Source organism: Vibrio sp. 1167 (genome assembly GCF_033340375.1).
Lineage (GTDB): Bacteria > Pseudomonadota > Gammaproteobacteria > Enterobacterales > Vibrionaceae > Vibrio > Vibrio alginolyticus.
Genome location: NZ_JAWOWK010000004.1, coordinates 535,008 through 558,367 on the forward strand (window position 1 = coordinate 535,008; position 23,360 = coordinate 558,367).

The window sequence follows — 23,360 nt, forward strand, 5'->3', positions numbered from 1 at the left end:
CTCCGTTTAGTATCATCCATCACTTGTTAAGGGTACCTTATGAATTCAATGAGTTTTCTCATCTCAACCCTATTTGACCTGTACATCATGGTCGTAATTTTGCGAATTTGGTTGCAAGCTGCGCGCGCAGACTTCTACAACCCATTCTCGCAATTTATAGTAAAAGCGACTCAGCCGGTCATTGGTCCATTGCGCCGCGTTATCCCTTCCGTGGGGAATATTGACCTAGCAACCGTGTTGTTTGCCTACGTGTTGTGTGTGCTTAAGTTTGTCGTGCTTATCCTAATAGCTTCGAACGGTTCCGTCTCTTTCAGCGCTGACTTCTTATTCTTGGGCTTATTATCATTAATCAAAGCCGCAGGTGGCCTATTGTTCTGGGTACTATTGATCCGTGCAATTTTGAGCTGGGTAAGCCAAGGCCGCAGCCCTATCGAGTACGTATTCCATCAACTGACCGAGCCAATGTGCGCTCCAATCCGTCGTATTCTTCCGGCTATTGGTGGTCTTGATTTAAGCGTACTGGTGTTATTTATCGGCTTGCAGTTCGCGAACTTCTTAATGGGCGATATCATTGGTCCAATTTGGTTCCAGCTATAATGTCAGCTGCAGTTTGGCAAGATGGTGAGGACATCATCCTGAAGCTCTATATTCAACCTAAAGCTAGCCGCGATAAAATCGTTGGCTTGCATGGTGAAGAGCTAAAAATCGCCATTACTGCTCCACCTGTCGATGGCAAAGCTAATGCACACCTAACTAAGTTCTTAGCCAAGCAGTTTAAAATCGCTAAGGGCTTGGTTCACATAGAAAAAGGTGAATTAGGACGGCACAAACAAATTCGGATAGAATCGCCTACCCAGATACCGACAGAAATTAAAGCCATCTTATGATGGCTTTTTATTTACGATTTTGTACCACACTTACTAATACCAACGACTGAGTACGCATTTTTTACCCCCTGACCAAGGTAAAATTGCAGCTTTGGTTGTTTTATAACAAGTGCTTTGAGGAAGTAACAATGAGCAAATGGATTACCGCATTACTGATTAGCCTGTTGTCGTTACCAAGCTTCGCCGATCAGTTTAAAAATATGAAAGATATCGAAGTACACTATGTCGCGTTTAACTCAACATTCCTAACACCCAAAGTCGCACGTAGCTACGATATCAAACGTAATGGATACCTCGCTGTGGTTAATATTAGCGTGTTAGATAGAGCTTCATTGGGTAAGCCAGCATTAGAAGCAAAAATTGCTGGACGCGCGAAGAACCTTATCGGCCAAACTCAGACCTTGACCTTTCGTGAAGTCAAAGAAGGCAATGCGATATACTATTTAGCCGAACTACCAATTACCCACGAAGAAATTTTTACTTTCGATATTGACGTAAAAGCTGGAAACAAAGGCTCAGGTAAGCTTAAATTCACCCAGAAGTTTTATGTTGAAGAGTAATTGGGTTGTGATGTTCCAAAAGCTTTTGGATCTAAGCAGGCTAAAAACCACTTATTAGTTAAAGAATATCTAGAGGAGAACGATTTGTTCTCCTCTATCACTATTAAAAGAGATTCCCATGAAAAAAATTGTGCTAGCAACTGGTAACCAAGGCAAAGTTCGTGAAATGGCAGATTTGTTGTCTGACTTCGGCTTTGAAGTATTAGCGCAAAGTGAATTCAATGTATCGGAAGTAGCTGAAACGGGTACAACTTTCATTGAAAACGCAATCATTAAAGCTCGCCATGCCGCACAAGAAACAGGGCTTCCTGCGATTGCAGATGACTCTGGCTTAGAAGTCGATTTCTTAAAAGGCGCTCCGGGCATTTACTCTGCACGTTACGCAGGCGAGAGCGCATCTGATCAAGAGAATCTAGAAAAATTGCTAGCGGCAATGGAAGGCGTACCAGAAGCAGAGCGTACAGCACGTTTCCACTGTGTATTAGTCCTCATGCGTCACGAGAACGACCCAACGCCTATCGTCTGTCACGGTAAATGGGAAGGCCGAATTCTAACTGAAGCACACGGTGAAAATGGCTTTGGCTACGACCCAATCTTCTTTGTTCCTGAAGACAACTGTGCGTCAGCCGAACTTGAACCTGCACGTAAGAAACAACTGTCTCACCGCGGTAAAGCGCTCAAGTCGTTGTTTGCTCAACTGTCTGAGCAAGTGTCTCAGTAATCACGAGCGAATTAGACCATGTTAACGCCCCCAGCACTCAGCTTGTATGTACACATCCCGTGGTGTGTGCAAAAGTGCCCGTATTGCGACTTTAACTCTCACGCGCTCAAAACCGAGATTCCAGAAGAAGAGTACATCAGTGCCCTTTTAGAAGATTTGGATACCGACATTGAGAAATACCGACTTAACGAAGCGCCACGTCCACTGCATTCAATCTTCATTGGTGGTGGTACGCCGAGTTTGATTTCGGCAGAAGGCATCGAGCGTCTACTTAAGGGCATTGAAGCGCGTATCCCGTTCAAGCCTGAAATCGAAATAACCATGGAAGCGAATCCAGGCACCATCGAAGCAGAGCGTTTTGTTGGCTACCGCAAAGCTGGTGTAACGCGTATCTCTATCGGCGTACAAAGCTTTGAGCAGCAGAAGCTTGAGCGTTTGGGGCGCATTCACGGCCAAGACGAAGCCGTCAATGCTGCTAAGCTGGCGCACCAAATCGGTTTGAACAGCTTTAACCTCGATCTCATGCACGGCTTACCTGATCAAAGCATCGAACAAGCCTTGGCAGATTTGGACAAAGCGATTGAGTTGGCACCGCCGCACTTGTCTTGGTATCAGTTGACCATCGAACCAAACACCATGTTTTACTACAAGCCACCAACGCTACCTGACGATGATGACTTGTGGGATATTTTCGAGCTCGGACACCAAAAACTTGCAGCCGCGGGTTATGTGCAATATGAAATCTCCGGTTACAGCAAGCCGGGCTATCAGTGTCAGCACAACCTCAACTACTGGCGCTTTGGTGATTACCTTGGTATCGGTTGTGGCTCTCATGGCAAACTCAGTTTTACCGACGGACGTATTATTCGAACGACAAAGGTAAAACACCCGCGAGGCTATTTAGCGGCTTATCAAAATATGGTCAAACCTTATCTGCATACAGAACATGTCGTCGCGGATGAAGATCGTCCATTCGAGTTCTTTATGAACCGATTCCGCTTAATCGAAGCCTGTCCGAAGCAAGATTACGTGGACACCACGGGCTTACCGCTTAGTACGATTCAAGAAACCATCAGCTGGGCGATAGAAATGGGCTACCTGAGTGAAACGCCTACCCACTGGCAAATTACTGAAAAAGGGAAGCTCTTCCTTAATGATTTGCTCGAAGCCTTTATGGCCGAAGAAAGCGAAGAGTAACGCAACCCAAAAACAAAAAAAGCCTCTCAATTGAGAGGCTTTTATTTAGAAATGTACCGTCCTAAATAAGGTTGACACATTTCCAACATTAGAAAATTGAACGGCCAATTCGCTCTGAGAGCAGCTCAAGCGCCTTAGTACCAGCAAGCGAGTTACCTGAAAGATCAAGCTCTGGAGACCATACTGAAATGGACATTTCACCAGGTACTACCGCAATAATGCCACCACCAACACCAGACTTACCAGGCATTCCAACGCGATAAGCAAACTCGCCCGCGCCATCATACAAGCCACACGTTGCTAACAGTGCATTAAGTTGTTTGGTTTGCACAGGAGAAACTACAGGCTTACCCGTTTGTACCGATGTGCCCTTGTTTGCTAAATAGCTAAACGTTTTAGCCAAATCGACGCAACTCATCTTCAGCGCACAAGCGTGGAAGTAGTTTTGTAGTACTGGAATCACTTCATTTTCGAAGTTGCCAAACGAACGCATGAGATATGCAATCGCCGCATTACGGTCACCATGCATCATTTCGGATGCCGCAACGACTTTGTCATACACAATATGGGTATCACCAGAAAGCTGACGCACAAACTCCAACAGGCGCTGACGAGGCGCAGATAAGCGAGTTTGTAACAAATCCGCCACTACTATCGCTCCAGCATTTATAAATGGATTACGAGGAATACCTTGCTCCATTTCTAGCTGGATTAGCGAATTAAATGCCTGCCCCGAAGGCTCTTTTCCCACTCGAGACCAAATTTCTTCTTGCTTGTACAAGCACATCGCTAACGTCAAGCTCAATGCTTTTGAAATAGATTGGATAGAGAAAGGTTCATCGGCATCACCCGCCTTAATAACCTCACCTTCGTTGGTGTATACCGCAATACCTAACTTGTTGCTGGGTACTTTTGCCAGAGCAGGAATGTAATCAGCCACTTTACCTTGGCCGATTAAAGGGCGTACTTCCGCCAAAATATCTGTCAAAATTTCCACTGTCGGTTTCATTCTCTACCTTCTATTTACAAGAGAACTCGTTGAGCTCAGAGGTAAAAAAAGCCAACGTGTCGTTGGCTTTTCCATAGGGTTCGTTCGACTCAAGTCGATTATGGTTTTACTGCCACAATAATATTGCGGTTGATAGATTGATCAACACGGTGAAGATAACCGATGTAAGGCTCTTCTGAAAGTACCTTCCAACCTTGCTCTTCAAATAATGCCGCGACATCTTTCCATTTCAATGTGAATTCATTGAAAGACAACACCACTGAACCTTGCTTTTTCAATACCACTTTCCATGCAGGCAGAGCCTCGTTTAAAAGCTCTAGTGGACTGCGGTTCAGTTTGCTGTCCTTAGCATTTTTGCTGCCGTGTTGCACGCCATAAGGCAGATCAGACACCATCACATCAACTGAGTTCTTTTTCACGACTTGATCAGCGATACGAGTATCAGCCGAATACAGCTTCATAAACTGAAGATTGCCTTGGTTGTAATCTTCTTTATTTGCTGCAGCTTCAACCACGAAACCATCCGCCACTTTCTTGCCACCCGCAGTGCGCTTTTCTTTGCTCACTTTGTGCTTAAAGCGGCCATTCTTCATGAACTTAACAATAAAGGTCTGGATCTCTTGCACCCACTTGGCGTTGATCTCAACCCCTACCACGTTCAAACCGTGGATCAAGCCTTCAAATAAGGTTGTACCTTTACCACACATTGGATCCATTAAGGTCAGTTGTTCACTTCCCGTATTGGACGCACTAATGCCGATATTCACCATCAAACGGGTAAACTGCTCATTTGTTTTCCCGGTGTAGCGCAAAATCTGGCTCATGCTTTCCGGGAAAGTGTTAAATACGGGCGCTTGAACTGGTCGAAGTAAACCATCTTCGCGCACTTCAAATAGCGCATAGTAAATCGAAGAGGCTGCGATTCTTCGCGCCTGCTCATCGGTTAGCGCTTCCTGACAAGAAAACACCAACGCAGCAGGTAAGCCAACGTCTTTACTACCAATTTCTGTCACATCCACGCCTTGTGAAACTAAAATTGCTTTTAGTTCAGAACAGGCAATGGTCATTGCGCTATCAAAGTAAATTCGGTTATGACCCGGATTCGCTAATATCGCGTAATGGTACATCCCATGAACTCCTCTGGTTACGCAATACGCTTATATTTGATATCCCAAACACCGTGACCAAGACGGTGACCACGAGCTTCAAACTTCGTTAGCGGGCGATCGTCTGGACGAGGAACGAAATCACCATCTTTAGCAATGTTTTCGAAACCTGGCGCTTGGTTCATCACTTCAATCATGTGCTCTGCGTAGTTTTCCCAGTCGGTCGCCATGTGGAAAATACCTTCATTAGGGATAAGCTTCTCACGCACCATTTCCGCAAAACCTAATTGAACAATACGACGCTTGTGGTGACGCTTCTTATGCCAAGGGTCTGGGAAGAACAATTGCAGTGTCGATAAGCTGCCATTTGGGATCATGTGTTCGAATACTTCTACCGCATCGTGACACATTACACGCAGGTTAGTAATTCCCGCTTCGCGAGCATCGGCAAGACAAGCACCAACGCCTGGGCTATGAACTTCGATACCGATGAAGTTTTTCTCTGGCGCGTTCTTTGCCATTTCAACCAATGAAGCACCCATACCAAAACCGATCTCAAGCACTACTGGGTTATCGTTGCCAAACACCTCTTTCCAATCGAGAAGTTCAGCTTTGAAGTCAATACCCATCGTAGGCCAGCATTCATTCATCGCGCTCTCTTGACCTTTAGTCAAACGCCCTTCACGGCGTACAAAGCTGCGGATTTTGCGGATCAGCTTTCCGTCTTCGTTGTATTCGTTAGTGGTTACTTCACTCATTGATTTTGCCTGCACATTGATTAATCAAAGCGGGGATTATCCAAAGAATTTACTTAGGTGCAAGTATTTGTTGAGCTCTTGGTCTATGGCAACCCAAAAGCAACGACACACCTCTTTATATCCCTACTGTTTATCCGTTGTACTTCTTGTCCATTATGTGGTGCAATTTTGCACCTAACCAATAATAGAATACAGAGCAAGTCGTGACACCTTTCGCCAGTGCCATCTTAGAATGGTATGACGCATATGGAAGAAAAGATCTTCCGTGGCAACAAAATAAGACCGCATACAGTGTCTGGTTGTTTCAACGAATCACGACCGCTTAGTGGCACTCTAACATAACTATTTGTTTTTATAAGACAATTAAACTCCTTTTAATATATGTGGTTCACTTCAGATTTTATCGGCAAAAGTTAACTCAATCGGATTACTAAAACTAATGGCAACAAAATCGCTTACACCGAAGCAATTTCAAGAGCACTTACTGACTTGGCAACGTCAACACGGTCGACATGATCTTCCGTGGCAACAAAACCCATCACCGTATCGTGTTCTTGTTTCAGAGGTGATGCTGCAACAGACACAAGTAGTCACGGTCATTCCTTACTTTGAACGTTGGATGGCTAGTTTTCCGACCATTGAGGCACTTGCGAACGCAACGGAAGATGAAGTCATGAACCATTGGCAAGGTTTAGGCTACTACTCGCGGGCACGAAATTTACGTAAAGCAGCCATTTATATTCATGAAACATGGGCCGATGAGTTTCCATCTGACGTGACAACCCTGCAAGAAATTCCAGGCGTGGGTCGATATACCGCAGGGGCGATCGCATCATTTGCGTTCAATACATACGGCCCTATCGTAGACGGCAACGTAAAACGCCTATTTTGCCGTTATTTTGGGATCGAAGGGGTACCGGGCACCTCTGCTGTAGATAAGCAGCTCTGGAGCACTGCAGAAGCTTATACGCCAATAATCAATAACAGGCAGTATGCCCAAGGCCTTCTGGATATGGGCGCGACCCTCTGTAAACCTAAATCGCCTGACTGTGGTGCGTGCTCATTCACCACCACATGCATCGCATACCAAACGAATCGCGTCAGTGAGCTACCAACACCAAAACCCAAGAAAATTATTCCGACCAAACCCGGGCATTTTCTCTGGATCGAATCCAATGGAAAGCTGCTACTCGAAAAACGGGCTGATGATGGTATTTGGGGCGCACTATGGTGTTTACCCCAGATTTATATTGAACCTGAGCAGTTAGGTGATCACGTCAAACTGCAAGGCTCATTTAAACATACATTTTCACATTATAAGCTTGATGGGAAAGTATGGTTCATCAATAAGTTAGGTGTAGAAAACGCTCAACAGCAATGGATTCCATTTAACAATTTGAGTGACTTAGGTCTTCCAAAACCAATCCGAACATTCATTGAAAAACATTTAAAAAAAGCGGCCTTGAAATAAAAGAAAATCACGAAATATGATGAAAAGTGTGCCACGTGGCACACCTTTATAAAAACCACTAATTAACATTTAAATTCAATAGCTTAATCATAAATTTATTTTATTTCATCTTAAAAAGTCTCCCAAGTGGGAGACTTTTGGTTTTTTGACAAAAAGTTATTAACAAACAATGCATTACGGTTGATTTTATTTTTTATAAATAAATTTAAAACTCATACTTTTCAAAAAATCGGTATTGAAAGTTTAAAAGTTTGAAAATATGGCTCGTTTACATCTACCAATCGATCAAATGCCCTGTATGTTTCCAAAGGAGCCACACCTGCTTCTAAAGAAGAGTTGATAGAGAAAGAACAATGACGGAAAACATTTAAATACAGTGACGTTGAATTAAAAAATGACAGGGGATTAGTAAAAAGTGTTCACCGGTGAACACTTTTTAGATTTCACTAAAAAACCATAATAAACAAAATGTTATGGTGATTTTTATTTTTTATAAATAAACTTAAAACTCATACTTTAAAAAAATTGGTATTGAAAGTTTAAAAGTTTAAAAGTTTGAAAATATGGCTCGTTTACATCTACCAATCGGCCAAATGCCCTGTATGTTTCTAAAGGAGTCACGCCCGCTTCTAAAAAAGAGTTGATAGAGAAAGAACAATGACAGATAACTTTGACCATTTATTACCAAACCTCAAAGAATTTGAGTTACCGAACGTGCCATTTAAAGTGGTCGACCCATCATCTTTACCACCGCAGACACTCATGGCGTTTGACGAGTTCATGAGGGGTGCCAGCGTTCCGCATCGCGTTTATGTGTACACTCAAGATTACTCACGCTTTTGCATGCTGGTTCGCCGTGGCGATATCACGGTTCAATCACAGGAATAAGAATGAAATCACAGTGGCAATGTTTTAATGTTTAAGTACTTCTCATTCAAAAGCGCTGCCACTTCTCTATTCCGACCATCATGAGAAGCTATCAAATCACCTGTGGCCAAAAGAGCTTTCGCTTGCTCCGATAACACCAACATCTTTCCCCAGAAAGGTTTGCTCCATAAGAACGTCATGAAACTATCTGAGGCTATTGGGTAGTTTTTAGGTGCAGTTTCACTAAACAGTAAGAGCTCTTGCGGAATAAGAAACTCTGTTAACTGACAGGCAGAGACTTCTCCACCCCATATCGCATCAGGTGTAACTGGGATGTCCTCCCATCGCTTCGGTGCAGGTAACCGTAGACGCTGTGACTTTTCGACAATACATCGCTTATATCCAAGTAACCACTCATACAACAACTGTTCAAGACTTAATAAACGTCGATTGCTTTTAGTGTTCGATAGATACTGGTTTTTCTTTAAATAAGTCATGGTTTTCGCAACCATACCCAATGAAACCTCAGACTTTTCCGCAATATGTTGATACGAGCTTTGCAGTAAGGATGATTCAGCATACAAAGCAAACACACATCGAACCACACCAGGAGTCATTGATGCACTGACGGGTAACTGAATCTGCACTTCAGGAGGGGACTGAATAAGGATATAGCAACCTTTTCTTACGATCCTAGCCTTCCCCTTAAGATCGATAAAATTAACTCTAAGAGACTTGCACTGTGCGACCAAAAAATCGCTTAACGCCCCACAAATCAAAACAGTATTCAGTCCAACGGATTGTTGAAAACTCACTAAACTTTCTTTTCGATGGATAAGTTTAAACTGGCACTTGAAGTTGTGCTCCATACCATCTAACTGAAGCGAAAAAACACCAGATTGTGATCCATAGTCCCACTGAACTACAATGGCATTCAGGTCACCTGGAAGTTGCTTAATCCACTCACTGATGTGTGCTCGCATAGCATGAGGCTCCAACAAATTTTCACGAAATTAAATATTTCATGAATCATGAAAAAATTCACTTCGTGAAAAACTAGTTGTGCCATTGAGTTTTGGATGTGATTTAGCCGTGTAAAAAGGGCACTCTACTCAATTATGAATTGCAGATTATGGATGCTCGGTGATCACACAGGGGCTAAAACCAATCCAACTAACTTTTGGACAAAAGCACGTTAGAGTATGGGGCTCTAATGTGCGAGACTTGGATTAGAAAAAGTATCTTGAAACCTTAAACGTTTGTATGGCGCTTGGCTTATTGGCAAAGTTCGTCAATCATTTGCTCAAAGTTAGGTTACTTTGATTTGGCCACGCTTATGATTTTAGACACAGAGCTTTCATTTGACGGTGCAACCTCCTGTGAGGTTGATAGGCTTGTTCAAGGTTCGCTAGACAACACTTAGGAAAAGAACTTTAACCGCACTGTTTCATGGGTGAGATTAAAATCAACTAATCAATTTTTGTCTGTAACGCTCTCTTGATACGAATAAATTTTATATATTAATAAATTAACCATAATTCATTAATACTTTCTGATTACTCTCGCCAATGGTAAGTCATTAATTTACTTATAACATTTGCGCTTCATCATACATCGCCTACCCTTACTAAGCAGACTTCATATAAGGAGAAAATCATGAAGCAGATGGGAACGTTGGGATTAGCTATGTTGGTTGTGCTAAGTGCTAGCGCATCCGACCCTAAAGACGCAACTAAAGCCACTATCAGTGTCAATAACCAAGTTAAAGCAGATTTACCGTTCAACGATAAGAAAGACTTTGAAAATGCTCAAAAAGGTTTTATTGCCAAACAAGACGTTGTCACGATTAAAAATGATAATGGTGACGTAGTTTGGGATCTTGAAGCCTATAAAAAATACATAAGCATAGATAAGCCTTCTCCGAACACCGTTAACCCAAGCTTATGGCGTAATGCGCAGCTAAACATGATCAATGGCCTATTTGAAGTTACTGATGGTATCTATCAGGTCCGAGGTTACGACTTGTCCAACATTACGTTTATAAAAGGCGATAAAGGATGGATTGTATTTGATCCGCTCATCTCTCAGGAAACAGCAAAAGCAGCACTGGACTTTATTAACAAAGAGTTAGGTGAAAGACCCGTTACTGGTGTCTTCTATAGCCACAGTCACATAGACCACTTCGGAGGCGTACGTGGCATTGTCGATGAAGAAGACGTGATTTCAGGCAAAGTGCCTATCGTCGCCTCTCAAGGCTTTACCGAGCATGCTGTGTCTGAAAACGTGATCGCGGGTAACGCGATGGGACGACGAGCTGTATACATGTATGGTGCGCTTCTGCCAAGAAATGAAAAAGGCGGCGTAAACGGCGGTTTGGGTCAAACAACATCAACCGGCGTTGCGACGATGATCAAGCCAACCGATATCATCGAAAAAACGGGGGAAGAACGTACCATTGACGGTGTTAAAATGGTTTTCCAATATACACCAGGTACCGAAGCTCCAACTGAAATGAATATTTGGTTCCCTGATAAGAAAGCACTTTGGATGGCGGAAAATACCACCAATACAATGCATAATATCTTAACCCTTCGAGGAGCTCAGGTCCGTGACGCATTGAAATGGTCCAGTTACCTACAAGAAACCATTGATATGTGGGGCGATGACGTACAGGTGAAGTTCCAAAGCCACCATTGGCCAATGTGGGGACAAGAAGACATCCTCAAATACTTCAAAAAACAACGTGATATGTATAAATACACTCACGACCAAACCGTTCGCTTGATGAACCAAGGTTATATTGGATCCGAAATTTCAGAGATGATCGAGTTTCCGGATGAGATTGGTAAAACCTGGAGCTCCAGAGGCTACTACGGCACTTTACGTCATAACAGCCGAGCGGTTTATCAGCGCTACATGGGTTGGTATAACGGTAATCCATCAGACCTAAACAACCTACCCCCAACGGATGCTGCAGTTAAATATGTTGAATACATGGGCGGCGAACAAGAAGCCATCAAGAAAGCACAAGCTGACTTTGACAAAGGCAATTATCGTTGGGTGGCCGAGGTGTTAAAGCACGTGGTTTTCGCCAATCCTGAGAGTGGAAAAGGCAAAGCCTTATTAGCGGATGCCTATGAGCAAATGGGCTACCAAGCAGAGTCAGGCCCTTGGCGCTCGGTCTATTTACAAGGTGCTTATGAGTTAAGAAATGGCACGCCTAGTGCTGGCGGTACTAATGTTGCTTCTCCTGACATTATAAAGAATATGCCTCCAGAGATGTTGTTCGACTACTTAGCCGTGCGTATCTTACCAGAAAAAGCGGCAGGTAAAGCATTTGTCATGAATCTAAACTTTACTGATCTTGATGAAAAGTACTCTTTATACGTCGAGAACTCCGTGCTTAACCATACAACGAAGATCGCTGAAAAACCTGACGTGTCATTAGTATTGACTAAGGCTACGTTAGATGACGTTCAGCTTGGTAACATCACCTTAGAGAAAGCAATTGCAGACGGTCAGATTAAGCTCGATGGCAATCCTCAAGTACTGAAAGACTTTGTAGGGATGTTGGATAACTTCAACTTCTGGTTCAACATCGTAACACCGTAAGGAGTATTTATGACGAAGCGTGTACTAACCTGCATCGCTTCTGGTGTTATCGCATTAGCAAGCCCAACGAGTTGGGCTTGCTCTTATGATGGGTTGTTTACCAACCCATTTAGCGAGAGCTATCCCGGAGCATTGGATGTATCTATCGCTACACAGTTGGCTATTCGATCCCAGTCGATGAAGCCGCTAGAACTCATTGAGGGTGAAGCCGGACTGAGACGAGCCAGTTGGTGGTTAAACCTAATGGTAAAAGCAAACCCTGATTTATCTGCCGGTTCTTATGTTTACGTGGTTGATCGACAGCTATGGTCACGAATAAGCGAAAGTGACCACTCGATTGAAGTTCATGTATCGCCTCCGACTAAAAGTGCACAAGTTCTACAAATCTCAGAAGCCGCACTGCATAACCTAATATCCAAGCAGATAACGATAGACCAAGCTCGTGAACTCGGAGTAGTAAAAGAAACATAACCAACGCCACCTATACTACTACGTCTATTACACAGTTTAGCTCTAACACCTTAGCGTACCGTACAGGCTTTTTTATCATAAGAAAAAGCCTGTAAACCGCTAACAAGTGTTATTCACCAATTATTGTATCCAACACTATCCCCTTCAAAAATTGCTTAGTTAAAGAAACTCTATACTATGACGCTACGTATATGAACACTCCATAATCTACCGCTACAACGCAGAATTAATCTTGAAATATGAAGCCCCATCATTAAGTCAGCAGTAAGAAAGTGATTAGATTGGTCAATCACGCTTACTCTCAATTTTCGCATAATAAATATTTTCTTCGGATAACTTTTACTAAGGAAAACGCGCATTAACAAGATGTGTATGAGCTTCTAATCTAAAGCATAAAGGGGCACTTCTGTGCTACGAAGTGCCAATTGTGAAGGTTCTAGACAGCAATGAATTAGGGCAACCTAGCCACATTGCAATTTCATAGGGGATTTAGTCACTTAGTTTTAGGTGACATCATCACCTCACAAAGTAACTGCTTTACACTGGATATTAAAAATTCATCTTGATAGAAGCCTGCTGCCACTGACAGTCCAACAGGTGCGTTATCTATATTTGCTATTGGTATCGATATTTCAGGCAAACGACCAATACCAGAAAATGAAGTGATCGACATGGTTCGGTCATAAAAATCTAGCGCTGTTTCTATATCCTCAAGCGAATGTTTTAATGGCGCAATTGTGGGTACTGTGGGAAATAAAACCAAATCTCCCTTTTTAAGAAACGAGGACATTTCAAGAAAATATCGCTCACAAAGCAGGAGAGAATCGTTAACCGATTTGCGATCAAACTTGCGCACCGTTTCATATTTCATGGCAAAAAATGGGCTAAGTTCAGGCGATTCATGTTCAATCCAGTTACCGACAGTGTTTAAGAACTCAAAAGTTTGTAATGGTCTTAATGCATTAACATTAAGCATATCAAGGGTTGCCTCCTCGCCAAGAATATCGCTTAGTGTAATAGAGACAACATTGGCATCAATATTAACCAATAAATTGTTGATACTATCTTTTATCAGAGTTGATACCTCAGCATCAGAGGTATTAAAGGCATCTTCAAGCAGGTAAATAGTCTCTATTTTTTGTGATACCACGCTTTCACTCTTTAATAGCGTTTGCATAACATCGCCCAATACATTTATATCATTGGCAAAAGCCCCAACCGTACTCGTGCTAGGGACGAAAGGTAAGACACCTGCCTCCGATATTCGATGCATGGTTGGTCGCATGGCGTAAACGCCACACAAACTTGCAGGCACTCGGATTGAACCTGCTGAATCGGTTCCAATGGCAAAGTCAACTAAACCGCACGCAACAGCAGAAGCCGAACCACTCGATGAGCCTCCTGGTATTCTATCTGGCACTTTGGGGTTGACAGGTGTTCCAAAAAAGAAATTTTCGCCATCTAAACTATAAGTAAATTCATCGGATACCGTCTTACCTAAACAGGTCGCCCCTGAGCCTAATAGCTGATCAACACACAATGCGTTATAAATGGCAGCCTTATGTTTATTTTGCCAAGATGGGCTCCCATAGGAGGTTTTATACTGAGCAATATCAATATTATCTTTAACGGCAAATGTAAGCCCATTAAGTGCCCCTTTTAAATATGGCTCTATAGTGAAGGTTTCAACAAATGCGCCAGAGGATAAAAAGTTATACATGGGATTTCCTATCTTTATTGTTGTAAGACTGAGAAGATTATTCGCTTTATAGATTTAAGCGCTTGCAATCGCATCAAAGCAATTAGTCAGGATAAACAATAATACCCAGTGCTTCGAGAAGCTGTTCTTGCTGCCAAGCTGCAATTTTGATACCTGATGTATCGATTTTGCGGGGATCTAAACCGTCGAGTTCGGCGTGGCATAAATTGGCACCCTGTAGGCTAAATTGCCCCCAGACATCTTCGGAAAAAACACCTCGACTTAAATCTGACTCTTTCAGTGATGCGCCTGCTAGATGAGTTCCTATCCAGCGATTTTCAAACAACTCACATCTTTCTAAACAAACCCGCTCCATATTGGCATAGGAAAGATTACATCCAGTAATAAAGGCTGAGCAAAAGTACATACGATTACTCACTTGATTGGCAAAGTTTGTTCGGGAAAAGTTGGCACCTTTTAAATCACACGCACGGAACTCAATACCGTAGCAATTGGCGTTACTGAAGTTTGCCATCGCAAGTTGGCATTGTTGGAAACTTGCATCACGAAGATCTGCGGCATCAAAGTGGCAGCCTTCGATATCACCCTGTTCAATGAACTTGCAGTTGACGAATGTCGTATCGCGCAAGTTAGCACATCGAAAGTCGCTGCGAATAAATGTGCAAGCAGTGAAGGTGAGAGCACTTAAGTCTTTATGTGAAAAGTTGTGGTGCCGATATGTATGATTGTAGGTTTCCATGAGTACTCCTTGCTGAACTGAGGGCAAGACTACCATTATACATATGTGAAGACATCAAAATAAAATCCTGCCATATCAATACATTACAACCTCTCAATTTGCCTGTTTTAAGGGGGCAAATTGGCGCGTAGAGCGCCTATCGCTTTAACATTAGTATGTGGCGCTGTTGAAAAAAGTTATTCGCTCTAGATTGGGGTAGGCGAGCTGTGCTTTATTAGTAAGCGCTTGGCCACAGTCCTATTTTATCTTTAGTGAATCGCCAGCTAGAAACTAGACAGCTCCAAGTTCAGGTTAAGAATGTAATGAAACAAATGCAGCCCCTCTCGCTATTGATGGAATTATCTAGAGCATTTTGGGGCATAAATGAGCCAGCACAGATCTAGCTGGCTCGAAGATGGACAAAAGCAAGCTAGAGTCTTGGCACTAGCTCACCTAGATAGGATTAGAAAATGTAAGTCAAAACACCAGAAGAAAAGCGCAAGACTTCTCGTAAGCCTTGCTTCTTTATAATTCAATAATTTCACTATCTCGAGCAAATTTCTTTTCAATAAGGCTTGCCCTTACCTTGGTCACATCGGATGTATAAATTATATGGGCGAGACTATTCTTCGCTCGTGTGGATGTGACATAAAACAATCTTCTAGTTCGGTCCAAACCAGTTTCTTCACCCTCATCCCGCTTTTTTTTGCTTGCTTGAGAAAGCTCTTTCGCTCCAAAAAATTGTTCATAAGAAAATAAAAAACCGCCAGCTTCATTATCATCCATGATAACCATAACACGGTCAAACTCATTGCCTTTCACTCCTTGATGGGTTCGAAAAACTGAATTTTCATCAATATAGTCCTTATAGTTCCGGATCTGAAAAAAATCGGTCTCCAAGGCTTCAGCCCACGCAGAAATCTCGCTTTCATCGCGCTCTTCAGCCCCAGCTTCAACCTCCAGTATGGTGCCCGTTTGAGCTGGCTCTGATTTTGCTTCACTTTCTTCTGAAGTTGCTACAAAGGACTGCAATTTCGCCGGAATTCTCAGAAGATTATGTACAGCAAGTACTTCTAGAACTTCCCTAAAATTAACCTTATCATTTGAAACAACATCTCTAAACGCGTGTTCTGCTGCTCGGGCAAGTGCGAGCGGATCATCCATATTAGCGTCAAACACACTGGCTTCCAAAAGAGGGGACTTATTTTCTCTTAAGATAGACATCAGTTCAGCTCGTCTTTCATTCCGACTCGCCTCAGCCATAGGCAAAACAATACCAGAGAAAAAGTTCAGCTCGGTATTCTCCCCTTCATAAATTCTATCTTTAATTTTCTTTGATTTTGTGAGTTTTTCTCGTAGCTCGTTAAAGCCAAGTCGAGGACCAGCCATTGCATGTTCTAATAGCAAAATAGCGGTTTCTTTGGATTGAGTATCTGTCCAGTCTGCGTCACCTGTAAGTTCCGCCATAGTCTCACGAATTTTCGCTTCGATTTCGTCTTTATCTGAAAGACCGTTCTGCAATAAGAAATACCGAACGTAACCTTCTGCGGCTCCATTTCGAGCAAACTGTTTGCGTTTATCATCTTCACTACGGATTTGATTACCTAAACCAACGATGCGCCGTGCTGAGCGATGGTTCATTTTCTTGTCGAAAGTGGTCCAACCGCTTGGTCTAGTCTTACCTAGCTCAGGTTCTCCTCCACCAAAGATGCGCTGCATCGTATCTCCAAATAAGCCGATGACCACTTTATCTGATTTGGCTTCTTGCAGCTCAAAGAATGAACCTACTACGTCTTTATCAGTATCCTGGCTTTCATCGATGAATATGAAAGGGAACTTGTTTATAATAACTTCCGCCATCATCGGCTTAGTGGTCAAAAAGTGGGAGAAAATTTTCAAGACATCCGCGTGCGAGAGCGCATTTTGAGTAGAGTTAACACCGTTTGGATCGTAAATGAAGGAGCGAGGCTCCGCTAACCATTCCAATTTTTCCGTCAAACGGATGATATCTCTTTTTCGAGCATCAGAAGCCTTGCCTGGTCGACCTTTCCGTTCTTTTTCTTCAAGATCTTCTAAATCAGTGGGGATTTTTTCCAAGTACCACTTGCGAATATCCTCATTGAAACCAGCAATAGCGGACCAGCAAAAACTATGAATCGTCGAAACTGCAAAGATTGGGCTTTGTTCAATCCGATCTTTTATTTCATCGGCTGCGTTGTTCGTAAAGGTCACAACAGCAATTTGCTTTCCCTTAAGAATAAAGTCATCAGAATATTGAACTTTCAGGAATTCTAGAGCCTTTTTAAGGGAGTAGGTTTTGCCTGACCCCGCCCCCGCGAAGGTGATGAAGCTTTTTCCCGAACCAATACTTAGACACTTACGGATTCCTTCATCAACTTTATTATCATGACCGATAGGTTTGGTTCCAGCCAAGTAACATTGCTCTGACATAATTTCCCCCTATGCTTTTGGTGACAGTTGATCTTGCAACCACGTAAGACCATCGCTCATATATTCTGGGGGATTGAAGCTATTCGCCTCATTTTCCGCGAGATGAAAGAGGCAATTGAAGGCAAAGTCACCCTTCTTTAAGCCTTGTACATAGTCAAACAGTGACTTCGACAATGGTTCCTTGCCGTTTTCAAAATCAGTTTTCGCATCTTTGAGCTTTTTAATGTTCTGGAAATAATCATCCGCGAAATTCGCCAAAATTAATGCATCTTCAAAAGTTCGGGATAAAATCTTTTCTCCAGAAATCTGTGTTGGTTTTTGATAGGCAACATAAAGCGGTGCATCTCCACTTGTTGTAGCATGTTCCGCTTGAGGTAAGGTGACCAAGTCATCTAGCGCTTCTTTCTTTGGATGCCATTTCTTCAAGGTATCATTATTAGTTTTTTGAACTGACTGCTGTTGCGGGAAACAAGACTTCCCTTCACTATTAACAGAATCAAGATCTGTCAGAACTAGAGTTGCTACTCCAAGCTTCTCGACTAGATTTCTGTACTTGTGCGTGTGCGCTCCGTTCACCTCAAGCATAGAGATGTACCGACTCGACAACTTCGGGAAGCTCTTGGAAATAAACTCCGGCACAAGAAGGCTCTCAGCTTGGCCTTCAACAAAAATAACGCCATCGGCAAAGAAGATGTCACAATGAGTGAGCTTCAAGTGTTTTCTAACAAATAAAAGCTCATCTTTTGCCTTCGCAAAAAGTTCTGACATGTTTGCAATTGATGTATGATCCATTTTGATGGACTTATTTGCATCATTTCGTCGGAAGTAACGTAAATCTTTGAAATCAATATCGTTGATAATATGACTAGAGTGGGTACTAATCACGAGCTGTGTCTGGTATTCAGACTTATCTTTTTTGGTTGCCTTGTCGCGCAAATCGGGGTGGTTCCGCAAAGTATCATAAGCTTTCGATACAAATACTCGCTGAACTTGAGCGTGAAGATTAACTTCCGGCTCTTCGAGTAAAACTAAATGGATCGGTTCTATCTGATCCTCGACTTTATCCTCAGATGAAGCCGACTTTCCTACGCGCATCCATTTGTCACGAAACTCTAGAAGCCTAAAGGTTAGATATATAAGATTTTGGTAGCCAAGGCCTAAGTAGCTTTCGGGAAGAAACTCTTCTTCATTTGTATCAAAACGATATCGGACCGATGAGGATTTTTGTAAAGCATCCGTGCCGCTAATTTTCGCGGCAATTTCAACCGTCGGATTGCCGCCGATACCGGGATATCCCATGTTTTTTAGTTCTTCGAAGGGTGCATTGAACTGATCGTTCAACCTACTGGTAAACCCCTCTTCTAGGTTTTGCTGATGTCCCAAGACTTCAAGATCTTCTGGCTCAGGAAAATCTTCGGGGTTCAAGATACGATCGTAATATCCTCGAAGGAGCTTATTGAGCCGCTGCTTTTCCGAATATGGTCCTTTTTGCTCCGTGTTATCTTCATCACCTGAGCCGCGTTGCTCAGATTCCACATCGACTCTGATTAACTTTTTCAAAGCGCCAGATTTTAGGGGCTGCAAAACCTCTTTCGAAGTAGGCTCGACTCCTTTACTCAAAATGTAATGTTTTTGCTTAATGAATTTACTGAGGTTACTACCTTTCTCCAAGAAATCACATAGGTCTTTGGGCCACAAACTTACCTGACCTGTATATTTGGATACAACGCCTCTCATATCAACAAACTCACGACACAGTTTGGAAATATCGGTTGCTTCGTAAGTTATGCGAACAAATAACGCACCACCACGCCATTCCAGATCTGGTAGGATGTCACGAACCTTGTATGCCTCATTCACTTCCGCAGTGATCTCTATGTCTAAAATCGGCAGTAAACTGGTAAGAACATCCGATAATTCCTGCATTTTCTCGCTGGTAGGGAATTCTTGTTCGATTTGTTTGCCTAGCTTTTGGATTTCCTTCCAATTACGCTTCGATATATCTCGAACTTTTAGATTATCTGGGCTTTTCAGGAAGGTGTGTAGCGCCCCTATACAGGACGTTTTTCCACTATTATTAGCTCCGACAAGGACGGTTGTTTTATCATCGAGCACCAAGTGGACGTCGACTAGTCTTCGGTAGTTTTTCAAAGCGAAAGAGGAGATTTTCATATAACAAAACCTAAAAAAATAGCAGGGGCTTTCAAAAACATAGTCCTGTAATTCTGAACGGATAAACGTCAATGAGAGCAATAATTTTCAACATATAGTTGCTTCTCCCTCCTATTCTGCTCGCCTTAAGTAAGCAACTCAACGTATATCAGCAAACTGTGTGACGGCTCTGTGTATAATGAGAATGAACAACAGCAAAACTGATGGAGTAATAGTCTATCGTTTCATTAATATTGATAAGGCAAGGTTCAATTAACAGAATGTGAAAGAGCCTTTACTCTAACAAGAAAAAGGGGCACTTCTGTGCTACGAAGTGCCAACTGTGAAGGCTCTGGGCAAATGTTTGCTGTCGACTTTACTAAATTAGCAGTTTGTTAATAACTACAGATATGGAAGAATGAGGTTAATGAATGCTCAATATTGAGGGGGTAGATCACGCCACATTATAGAAGCGAATACTATCGTTCAAATGTCAAAAGGCCCCCCAATTTGAAAGCTCATTTAAAGTTTTTAAGATTTCGACTAACTCCGATTGAACTAGCAATATATAGAAACTATACCCACCATCAGTATGCACCTAATCGTAAAAGTACCGTTTCAGCTTAACTTTCAACATACCCATTTCTTTTCATGATCTCTTTGCCTTTAGGAGTATCAATAGGTATCAGAGCCTTTCGATCGCACTTTTTACAGTATGTTGCTATCGTGGCGCATCCAAAAAAGGCGCTTTTATTTTCAAATGCAGGAGAAAAACAAGATTTACAAACATGAGTAAAATACTCCGTTCCATCAGCACCTTTTGGATTTTGACTACCTTGAGTTTCCTCTTGCCAGTGCTGAGCTTTTTTGTCTGAACATACGTTACAAATGTCCATCAGCTTACTATCCCATCCTGGTAATGTTGGTAAACCACAATATTTACATGTCATAAAATCGAACCTTAATTTACTTCAATAGCCTAATGTTATTACTTGGAATAATCATACATCCAACAACTGAAAAGTCATTATAATTCAATAGAATGCGACTTCTACTGTAGGAATATTCCAAAAAGAAAATAGAAAATATTATTTCGGTAGCATCCTACATTATTCTACCAGACTAAAAGCTAACCACATGATATGATTGTGATTTATCCTTTCCCTGCACGTAATTCTCACAGGATAGTAAATCCAATGACATTTTTAAAAAAATCTATCGCATTTTCACTACTAGCAATGTTGGCTGGTTGCTCGGTGACACCAAATGAACCGGCAGTGACTGCTCAAGACTACAAAGAATCATTTACTGGTTATGATCTGTCTGAAACGAACCATAGCGAAGCTATGCAAGTTATGCATTTACATTCTCGCCGAGCTATAGCGAACGCTAACAATATTGATAGCTTTACTAATCAAAATCACGACAAATTTTTAGCAGCTACTCAAGGTGTTGCTGTAGGCGCAGCTTTAGCTGGCTCTATTAACCCATTTCAGTTAGCAACTAGATTTATTGGTCTCGAGGCAACAAAATCAAGTATTGATGATAAGTACCGAACTAACACACTAATCTCAGTAATCGCTGTCAATGACACCAACGATGCTAATGAAATTGGAAATATCATTGAAGATTACCAATCAAAGCAACTTGAGGTAGCCAGAAAAGTTTATCAAAAAGGAGGATTCAAAACTCAAAAGGTTCGCTCTGGAGTTGAAGTGCAATGGTCGAGAATGTTCCCTAGAACTGCAATGGTTCCAATGGGTGACAACATGGAAAAAGTACAACTTTGCCAAAACCCTGACATTTTCAGTGAGATCAAGGATCAAGGGGTTTATGCATCTGAATATTTCGAATGTTTTGCTATAACAAATCCGGTTCCTTACCTTTACGAACATTCATCAATTAAAACCCAAAACCCATTACTGCCAACCTCTGAGTCATTTATAGTTGTTACAACAGTTCTACCTGATGTATTTCCCGTTTACGACATTCAGATGACCTCAGAGAATAAAGGAGTTCTTTTGTATCAACCAACTTTCTATTGGATGAACTCTCGCAATATTCAAGACTACGCTCTAAACGACATGGAGGCGCTTCTAGGGTTTTGGGAGAAAGGCATGTTCACCGACGAACCTATCATTACTGACCTAGCAACAGGTAAAGTTCATAAGTTTGGCTCAAATAATTAATAAAAAGGCTTCCTACTGGAAGCCTTTTTATTGTTCTTGTTTCGGCATCTCGCTTTTGAACCAGCGAACATGCTCTAAAATCCAAGAAACAATCGCAACGCTAAAGAATGAAATAGCTAAAAAGAGTACATTCGAAACTTCAATGCCGTGCTCAAACATTTCAAGCACCCAAGAACCGCTCAGGTAAACAGTGCTAATAAAAGGAAATGCTATAAACGTAATCACTAGTGATAGACCGCTCCTAGATCTGAACTCTCACATGAAATATTGCTGAAGTTTAAAACAAGCTTCATTTGGTAAAACAAACACGACATGAACTTCCATAGAGCCAAATATACCAGCAACAACAGAATAGAAAGAGTATCTAAACGCTCCATAGAGACCCCTACTCTGGGAATAGCTATAACTTCTTTAGCATTTAGATTAAACAGTGCCTACAGTAGTAAAACCTGTAGAGTAGCCAAAATTGTAAGGTGTTTAGAAGCAAGTTTACCGACTTCAAACAATGAATTTTCCATTTATATCCTCTCTGAAGCATAACGCCCTGTTAAGGGGTGAGCAACGCAATACCGAAGCCGCTGCATACCACCTTAATCACTTAAACCAACGCACAGTAAAAATGCCACGCGTTGCGAATCCCTCTTGAACAGTTTGTTAGGTGCGTTCTAGAGTGTTGGATATACGATTTTTTCGTTTTTATTTCTGTGTTCGTCAGACCAGCAAAGTTTCAACTTGTGCTTACTTGGTGTTTGCATATGTACGACTGCCAATAACTCAATGGATGCATGCTTTTCGAGCGACTCATAAGGAAGTTTGCTCTGCAACTCAGATTCTGGAACTAGTTCGTTGCCGTCTGGGAACTCTACCGTTACATTTTTGGCTTCGGCATTTCCTTTGTTCCAAATTTTCAACCGATACTTATGATTCCCCAACTTAATGATCGATGCACCTAAATCGGCTTTACGATCATCGATCACTTCTTCGGTTTCCTTAGCTAAAAGCAATTTATTAAGCTTATTCTGAGTTTCAACTAGAGAGTCTTGTCTCTTGTTAAATTGAATCGTTCGCCATGTTGCGTACCCAGAAAGCCCCAAAGCCACAAGTGCGATACCGTCACCAAAGTCCATACAGCTAATGCCCCTATCTAATTTTTATATTCTTGTTTCCTTTGAATGCATTTTTAAGCATTTTTTTCATTTCAGCTTCAATTTGCTTTTGTGCTTCTTTAGCAATCTCGTTTTGAGTTTCTGCGATTAATTCAGAATTTTCTGCGACAAGATCTGCACGAGTCAACTGGCGTTCACACTGAGTACAAGTAACAAGCCCGTTTTCATCATGTTCATCAAAATTGAAGTCTTTACAACCACAAGTTGGACACAACATACTAATTTGTCGATCAAGATTATTGAGTTTCATTTTACCTCCTAAGCACCTAACGCCCTGTTAAGGGGTGAGCAACGCAATACCGAACC

Annotated in this window: 22 protein-coding genes; 10 read left to right on the forward strand and 12 right to left on the reverse strand. The window is 42.0% G+C overall.

Annotation, left to right across the window (positions count from 1 at the left end):
- Positions 1–39: 39 nt before the first annotated feature.
- The 5 genes from R7Z78_RS11850 (at position 40) to hemW (ending at position 3,365) form a co-directional block, all read left to right on the forward strand.
- Positions 40–597, forward strand: a complete 558-nt coding sequence (locus R7Z78_RS11850) for a YggT family protein (protein ID WP_005381012.1) — start codon at positions 40–42, stop codon at positions 595–597.
- Positions 597–887, forward strand: coding sequence for a DUF167 family protein YggU (gene yggU, locus R7Z78_RS11855; RefSeq protein WP_005393980.1), 291 nt, complete (start codon positions 597–599; stop codon positions 885–887). The genes R7Z78_RS11850 and yggU overlap by 1 nt, the downstream gene beginning before the upstream one ends.
- Before the next feature lie 128 nt (positions 888–1,015).
- Entirely contained in the window at positions 1,016–1,447 is a 432-nt protein-coding gene (locus R7Z78_RS11860; RefSeq protein WP_104975599.1) for a DUF4426 domain-containing protein, read from the forward strand.
- A gap of 118 nt (positions 1,448–1,565) precedes the next feature.
- On the forward strand, positions 1,566–2,168 hold the full coding sequence (locus R7Z78_RS11865) for an XTP/dITP diphosphatase (RefSeq protein ID WP_005381009.1): 603 nt from the start codon (positions 1,566–1,568) through the stop codon (positions 2,166–2,168).
- Positions 2,169–2,186: 18 nt separating this feature from the next.
- A complete protein-coding gene (gene hemW / locus R7Z78_RS11870; protein WP_017635577.1) occupies positions 2,187–3,365 on the forward strand; it encodes a radical SAM family heme chaperone HemW in 1,179 nt (392 codons plus the stop codon).
- Between the two features lie 88 nt (positions 3,366–3,453).
- Here the strand turns inward: hemW and glsB are convergent, their stop codons facing one another.
- The 3 genes from glsB to trmB form a co-directional block, all read right to left on the reverse strand.
- Entirely contained in the window at positions 3,454–4,374 is a 921-nt protein-coding gene (glsB, locus tag R7Z78_RS11875; protein ID WP_104975600.1) for a glutaminase B, read from the reverse strand.
- A gap of 98 nt (positions 4,375–4,472) precedes the next feature.
- Entirely contained in the window at positions 4,473–5,501 is a 1,029-nt protein-coding gene (locus R7Z78_RS11880) for a TRM11 family SAM-dependent methyltransferase (protein ID WP_104975601.1), read from the reverse strand.
- 17 nt (positions 5,502–5,518) lie between these two features.
- Entirely contained in the window at positions 5,519–6,238 is a 720-nt protein-coding gene (gene trmB, locus R7Z78_RS11885; protein ID WP_005384506.1) for a tRNA (guanosine(46)-N7)-methyltransferase TrmB, read from the reverse strand.
- A 439-nt stretch (positions 6,239–6,677) separates the two neighbouring features.
- On the opposite strand from trmB, the gene mutY reads away from it, so the two are divergent.
- On the forward strand, positions 6,678–7,709 hold the full coding sequence (gene mutY / locus R7Z78_RS11890; protein WP_104975602.1) for an A/G-specific adenine glycosylase: 1,032 nt from the start codon (positions 6,678–6,680) through the stop codon (positions 7,707–7,709).
- Positions 7,710–8,366: 657 nt separating this feature from the next.
- On the forward strand, positions 8,367–8,597 hold the full coding sequence (locus tag R7Z78_RS11895) for a hypothetical protein (RefSeq protein WP_104975603.1): 231 nt from the start codon (positions 8,367–8,369) through the stop codon (positions 8,595–8,597).
- Between the two features lie 8 nt (positions 8,598–8,605).
- Here R7Z78_RS11895 and R7Z78_RS11900 read toward each other — a convergent pair whose 3' ends face one another.
- Positions 8,606–9,559, reverse strand: a complete 954-nt coding sequence (locus R7Z78_RS11900; RefSeq protein ID WP_104975604.1) for a type IV toxin-antitoxin system AbiEi family antitoxin — start codon at positions 9,557–9,559, stop codon at positions 8,606–8,608.
- A gap of 682 nt (positions 9,560–10,241) precedes the next feature.
- Between R7Z78_RS11900 and R7Z78_RS11905 the strand changes: the two genes are divergently transcribed.
- Entirely contained in the window at positions 10,242–12,188 is a 1,947-nt protein-coding gene (locus tag R7Z78_RS11905; RefSeq protein ID WP_375792620.1) for an alkyl/aryl-sulfatase, read from the forward strand.
- 9 nt (positions 12,189–12,197) lie between these two features.
- Positions 12,198–12,659 carry a hypothetical protein gene (locus tag R7Z78_RS11910; RefSeq protein ID WP_104975606.1) on the forward strand — a complete coding sequence of 154 codons (462 nt, stop codon included), beginning with the start codon at positions 12,198–12,200 and terminating at the stop codon, positions 12,657–12,659.
- 493 nt (positions 12,660–13,152) lie between these two features.
- Here R7Z78_RS11910 and R7Z78_RS11915 read toward each other — a convergent pair whose 3' ends face one another.
- The 5 genes from R7Z78_RS11915 to R7Z78_RS11935 all read right to left on the reverse strand — a co-directional run bounded on the left by R7Z78_RS11915 (position 13,153) and on the right by R7Z78_RS11935 (position 20,649).
- Complete coding sequence (locus tag R7Z78_RS11915; protein WP_104975607.1) at positions 13,153–14,379, reverse strand: amidase family protein; 1,227 nt, start codon at positions 14,377–14,379, stop codon at positions 13,153–13,155.
- A gap of 82 nt (positions 14,380–14,461) precedes the next feature.
- The gene (locus R7Z78_RS11920; RefSeq protein WP_104975608.1) at positions 14,462–15,118 is read right to left on the reverse strand and encodes a QnrS family quinolone resistance pentapeptide repeat protein; all 657 of its coding nucleotides are present in this window, start codon (positions 15,116–15,118) and stop codon (positions 14,462–14,464) included.
- Positions 15,119–15,622: 504 nt separating this feature from the next.
- Positions 15,623–17,548, reverse strand: a complete 1,926-nt coding sequence (locus tag R7Z78_RS11925) for a UvrD-helicase domain-containing protein (RefSeq protein ID WP_104975609.1) — start codon at positions 17,546–17,548, stop codon at positions 15,623–15,625.
- 9 nt (positions 17,549–17,557) lie between these two features.
- Positions 17,558–19,720 carry an AAA family ATPase gene (locus tag R7Z78_RS11930; RefSeq protein ID WP_104975610.1) on the reverse strand — a complete coding sequence of 721 codons (2,163 nt, stop codon included), beginning with the start codon at positions 19,718–19,720 and terminating at the stop codon, positions 17,558–17,560.
- Positions 19,721–20,322: 602 nt separating this feature from the next.
- Entirely contained in the window at positions 20,323–20,649 is a 327-nt protein-coding gene (locus tag R7Z78_RS11935) for a hypothetical protein (protein WP_104975611.1), read from the reverse strand.
- Between the two features lie 246 nt (positions 20,650–20,895).
- Between R7Z78_RS11935 and R7Z78_RS11940 the strand changes: the two genes are divergently transcribed.
- Entirely contained in the window at positions 20,896–21,888 is a 993-nt protein-coding gene (locus R7Z78_RS11940; protein ID WP_104975612.1) for a hypothetical protein, read from the forward strand.
- Between the two features lie 27 nt (positions 21,889–21,915).
- On the opposite strand, the gene R7Z78_RS11945 is transcribed toward R7Z78_RS11940, so the two are convergent.
- From R7Z78_RS11945 to R7Z78_RS11955, 3 genes are all read right to left on the reverse strand, one after another.
- Positions 21,916–22,047, reverse strand: coding sequence for a hypothetical protein (locus R7Z78_RS11945; protein ID WP_262597270.1), 132 nt, complete (start codon positions 22,045–22,047; stop codon positions 21,916–21,918).
- Positions 22,048–22,553: 506 nt separating this feature from the next.
- Entirely contained in the window at positions 22,554–23,015 is a 462-nt protein-coding gene (locus tag R7Z78_RS11950) for a hypothetical protein (protein WP_045417206.1), read from the reverse strand.
- A gap of 13 nt (positions 23,016–23,028) precedes the next feature.
- Positions 23,029–23,304 carry an ECs_2282 family putative zinc-binding protein gene (locus R7Z78_RS11955; RefSeq protein WP_023623398.1) on the reverse strand — a complete coding sequence of 92 codons (276 nt, stop codon included), beginning with the start codon at positions 23,302–23,304 and terminating at the stop codon, positions 23,029–23,031.
- Between the last annotated feature and the right edge of the window lie 56 nt (positions 23,305–23,360).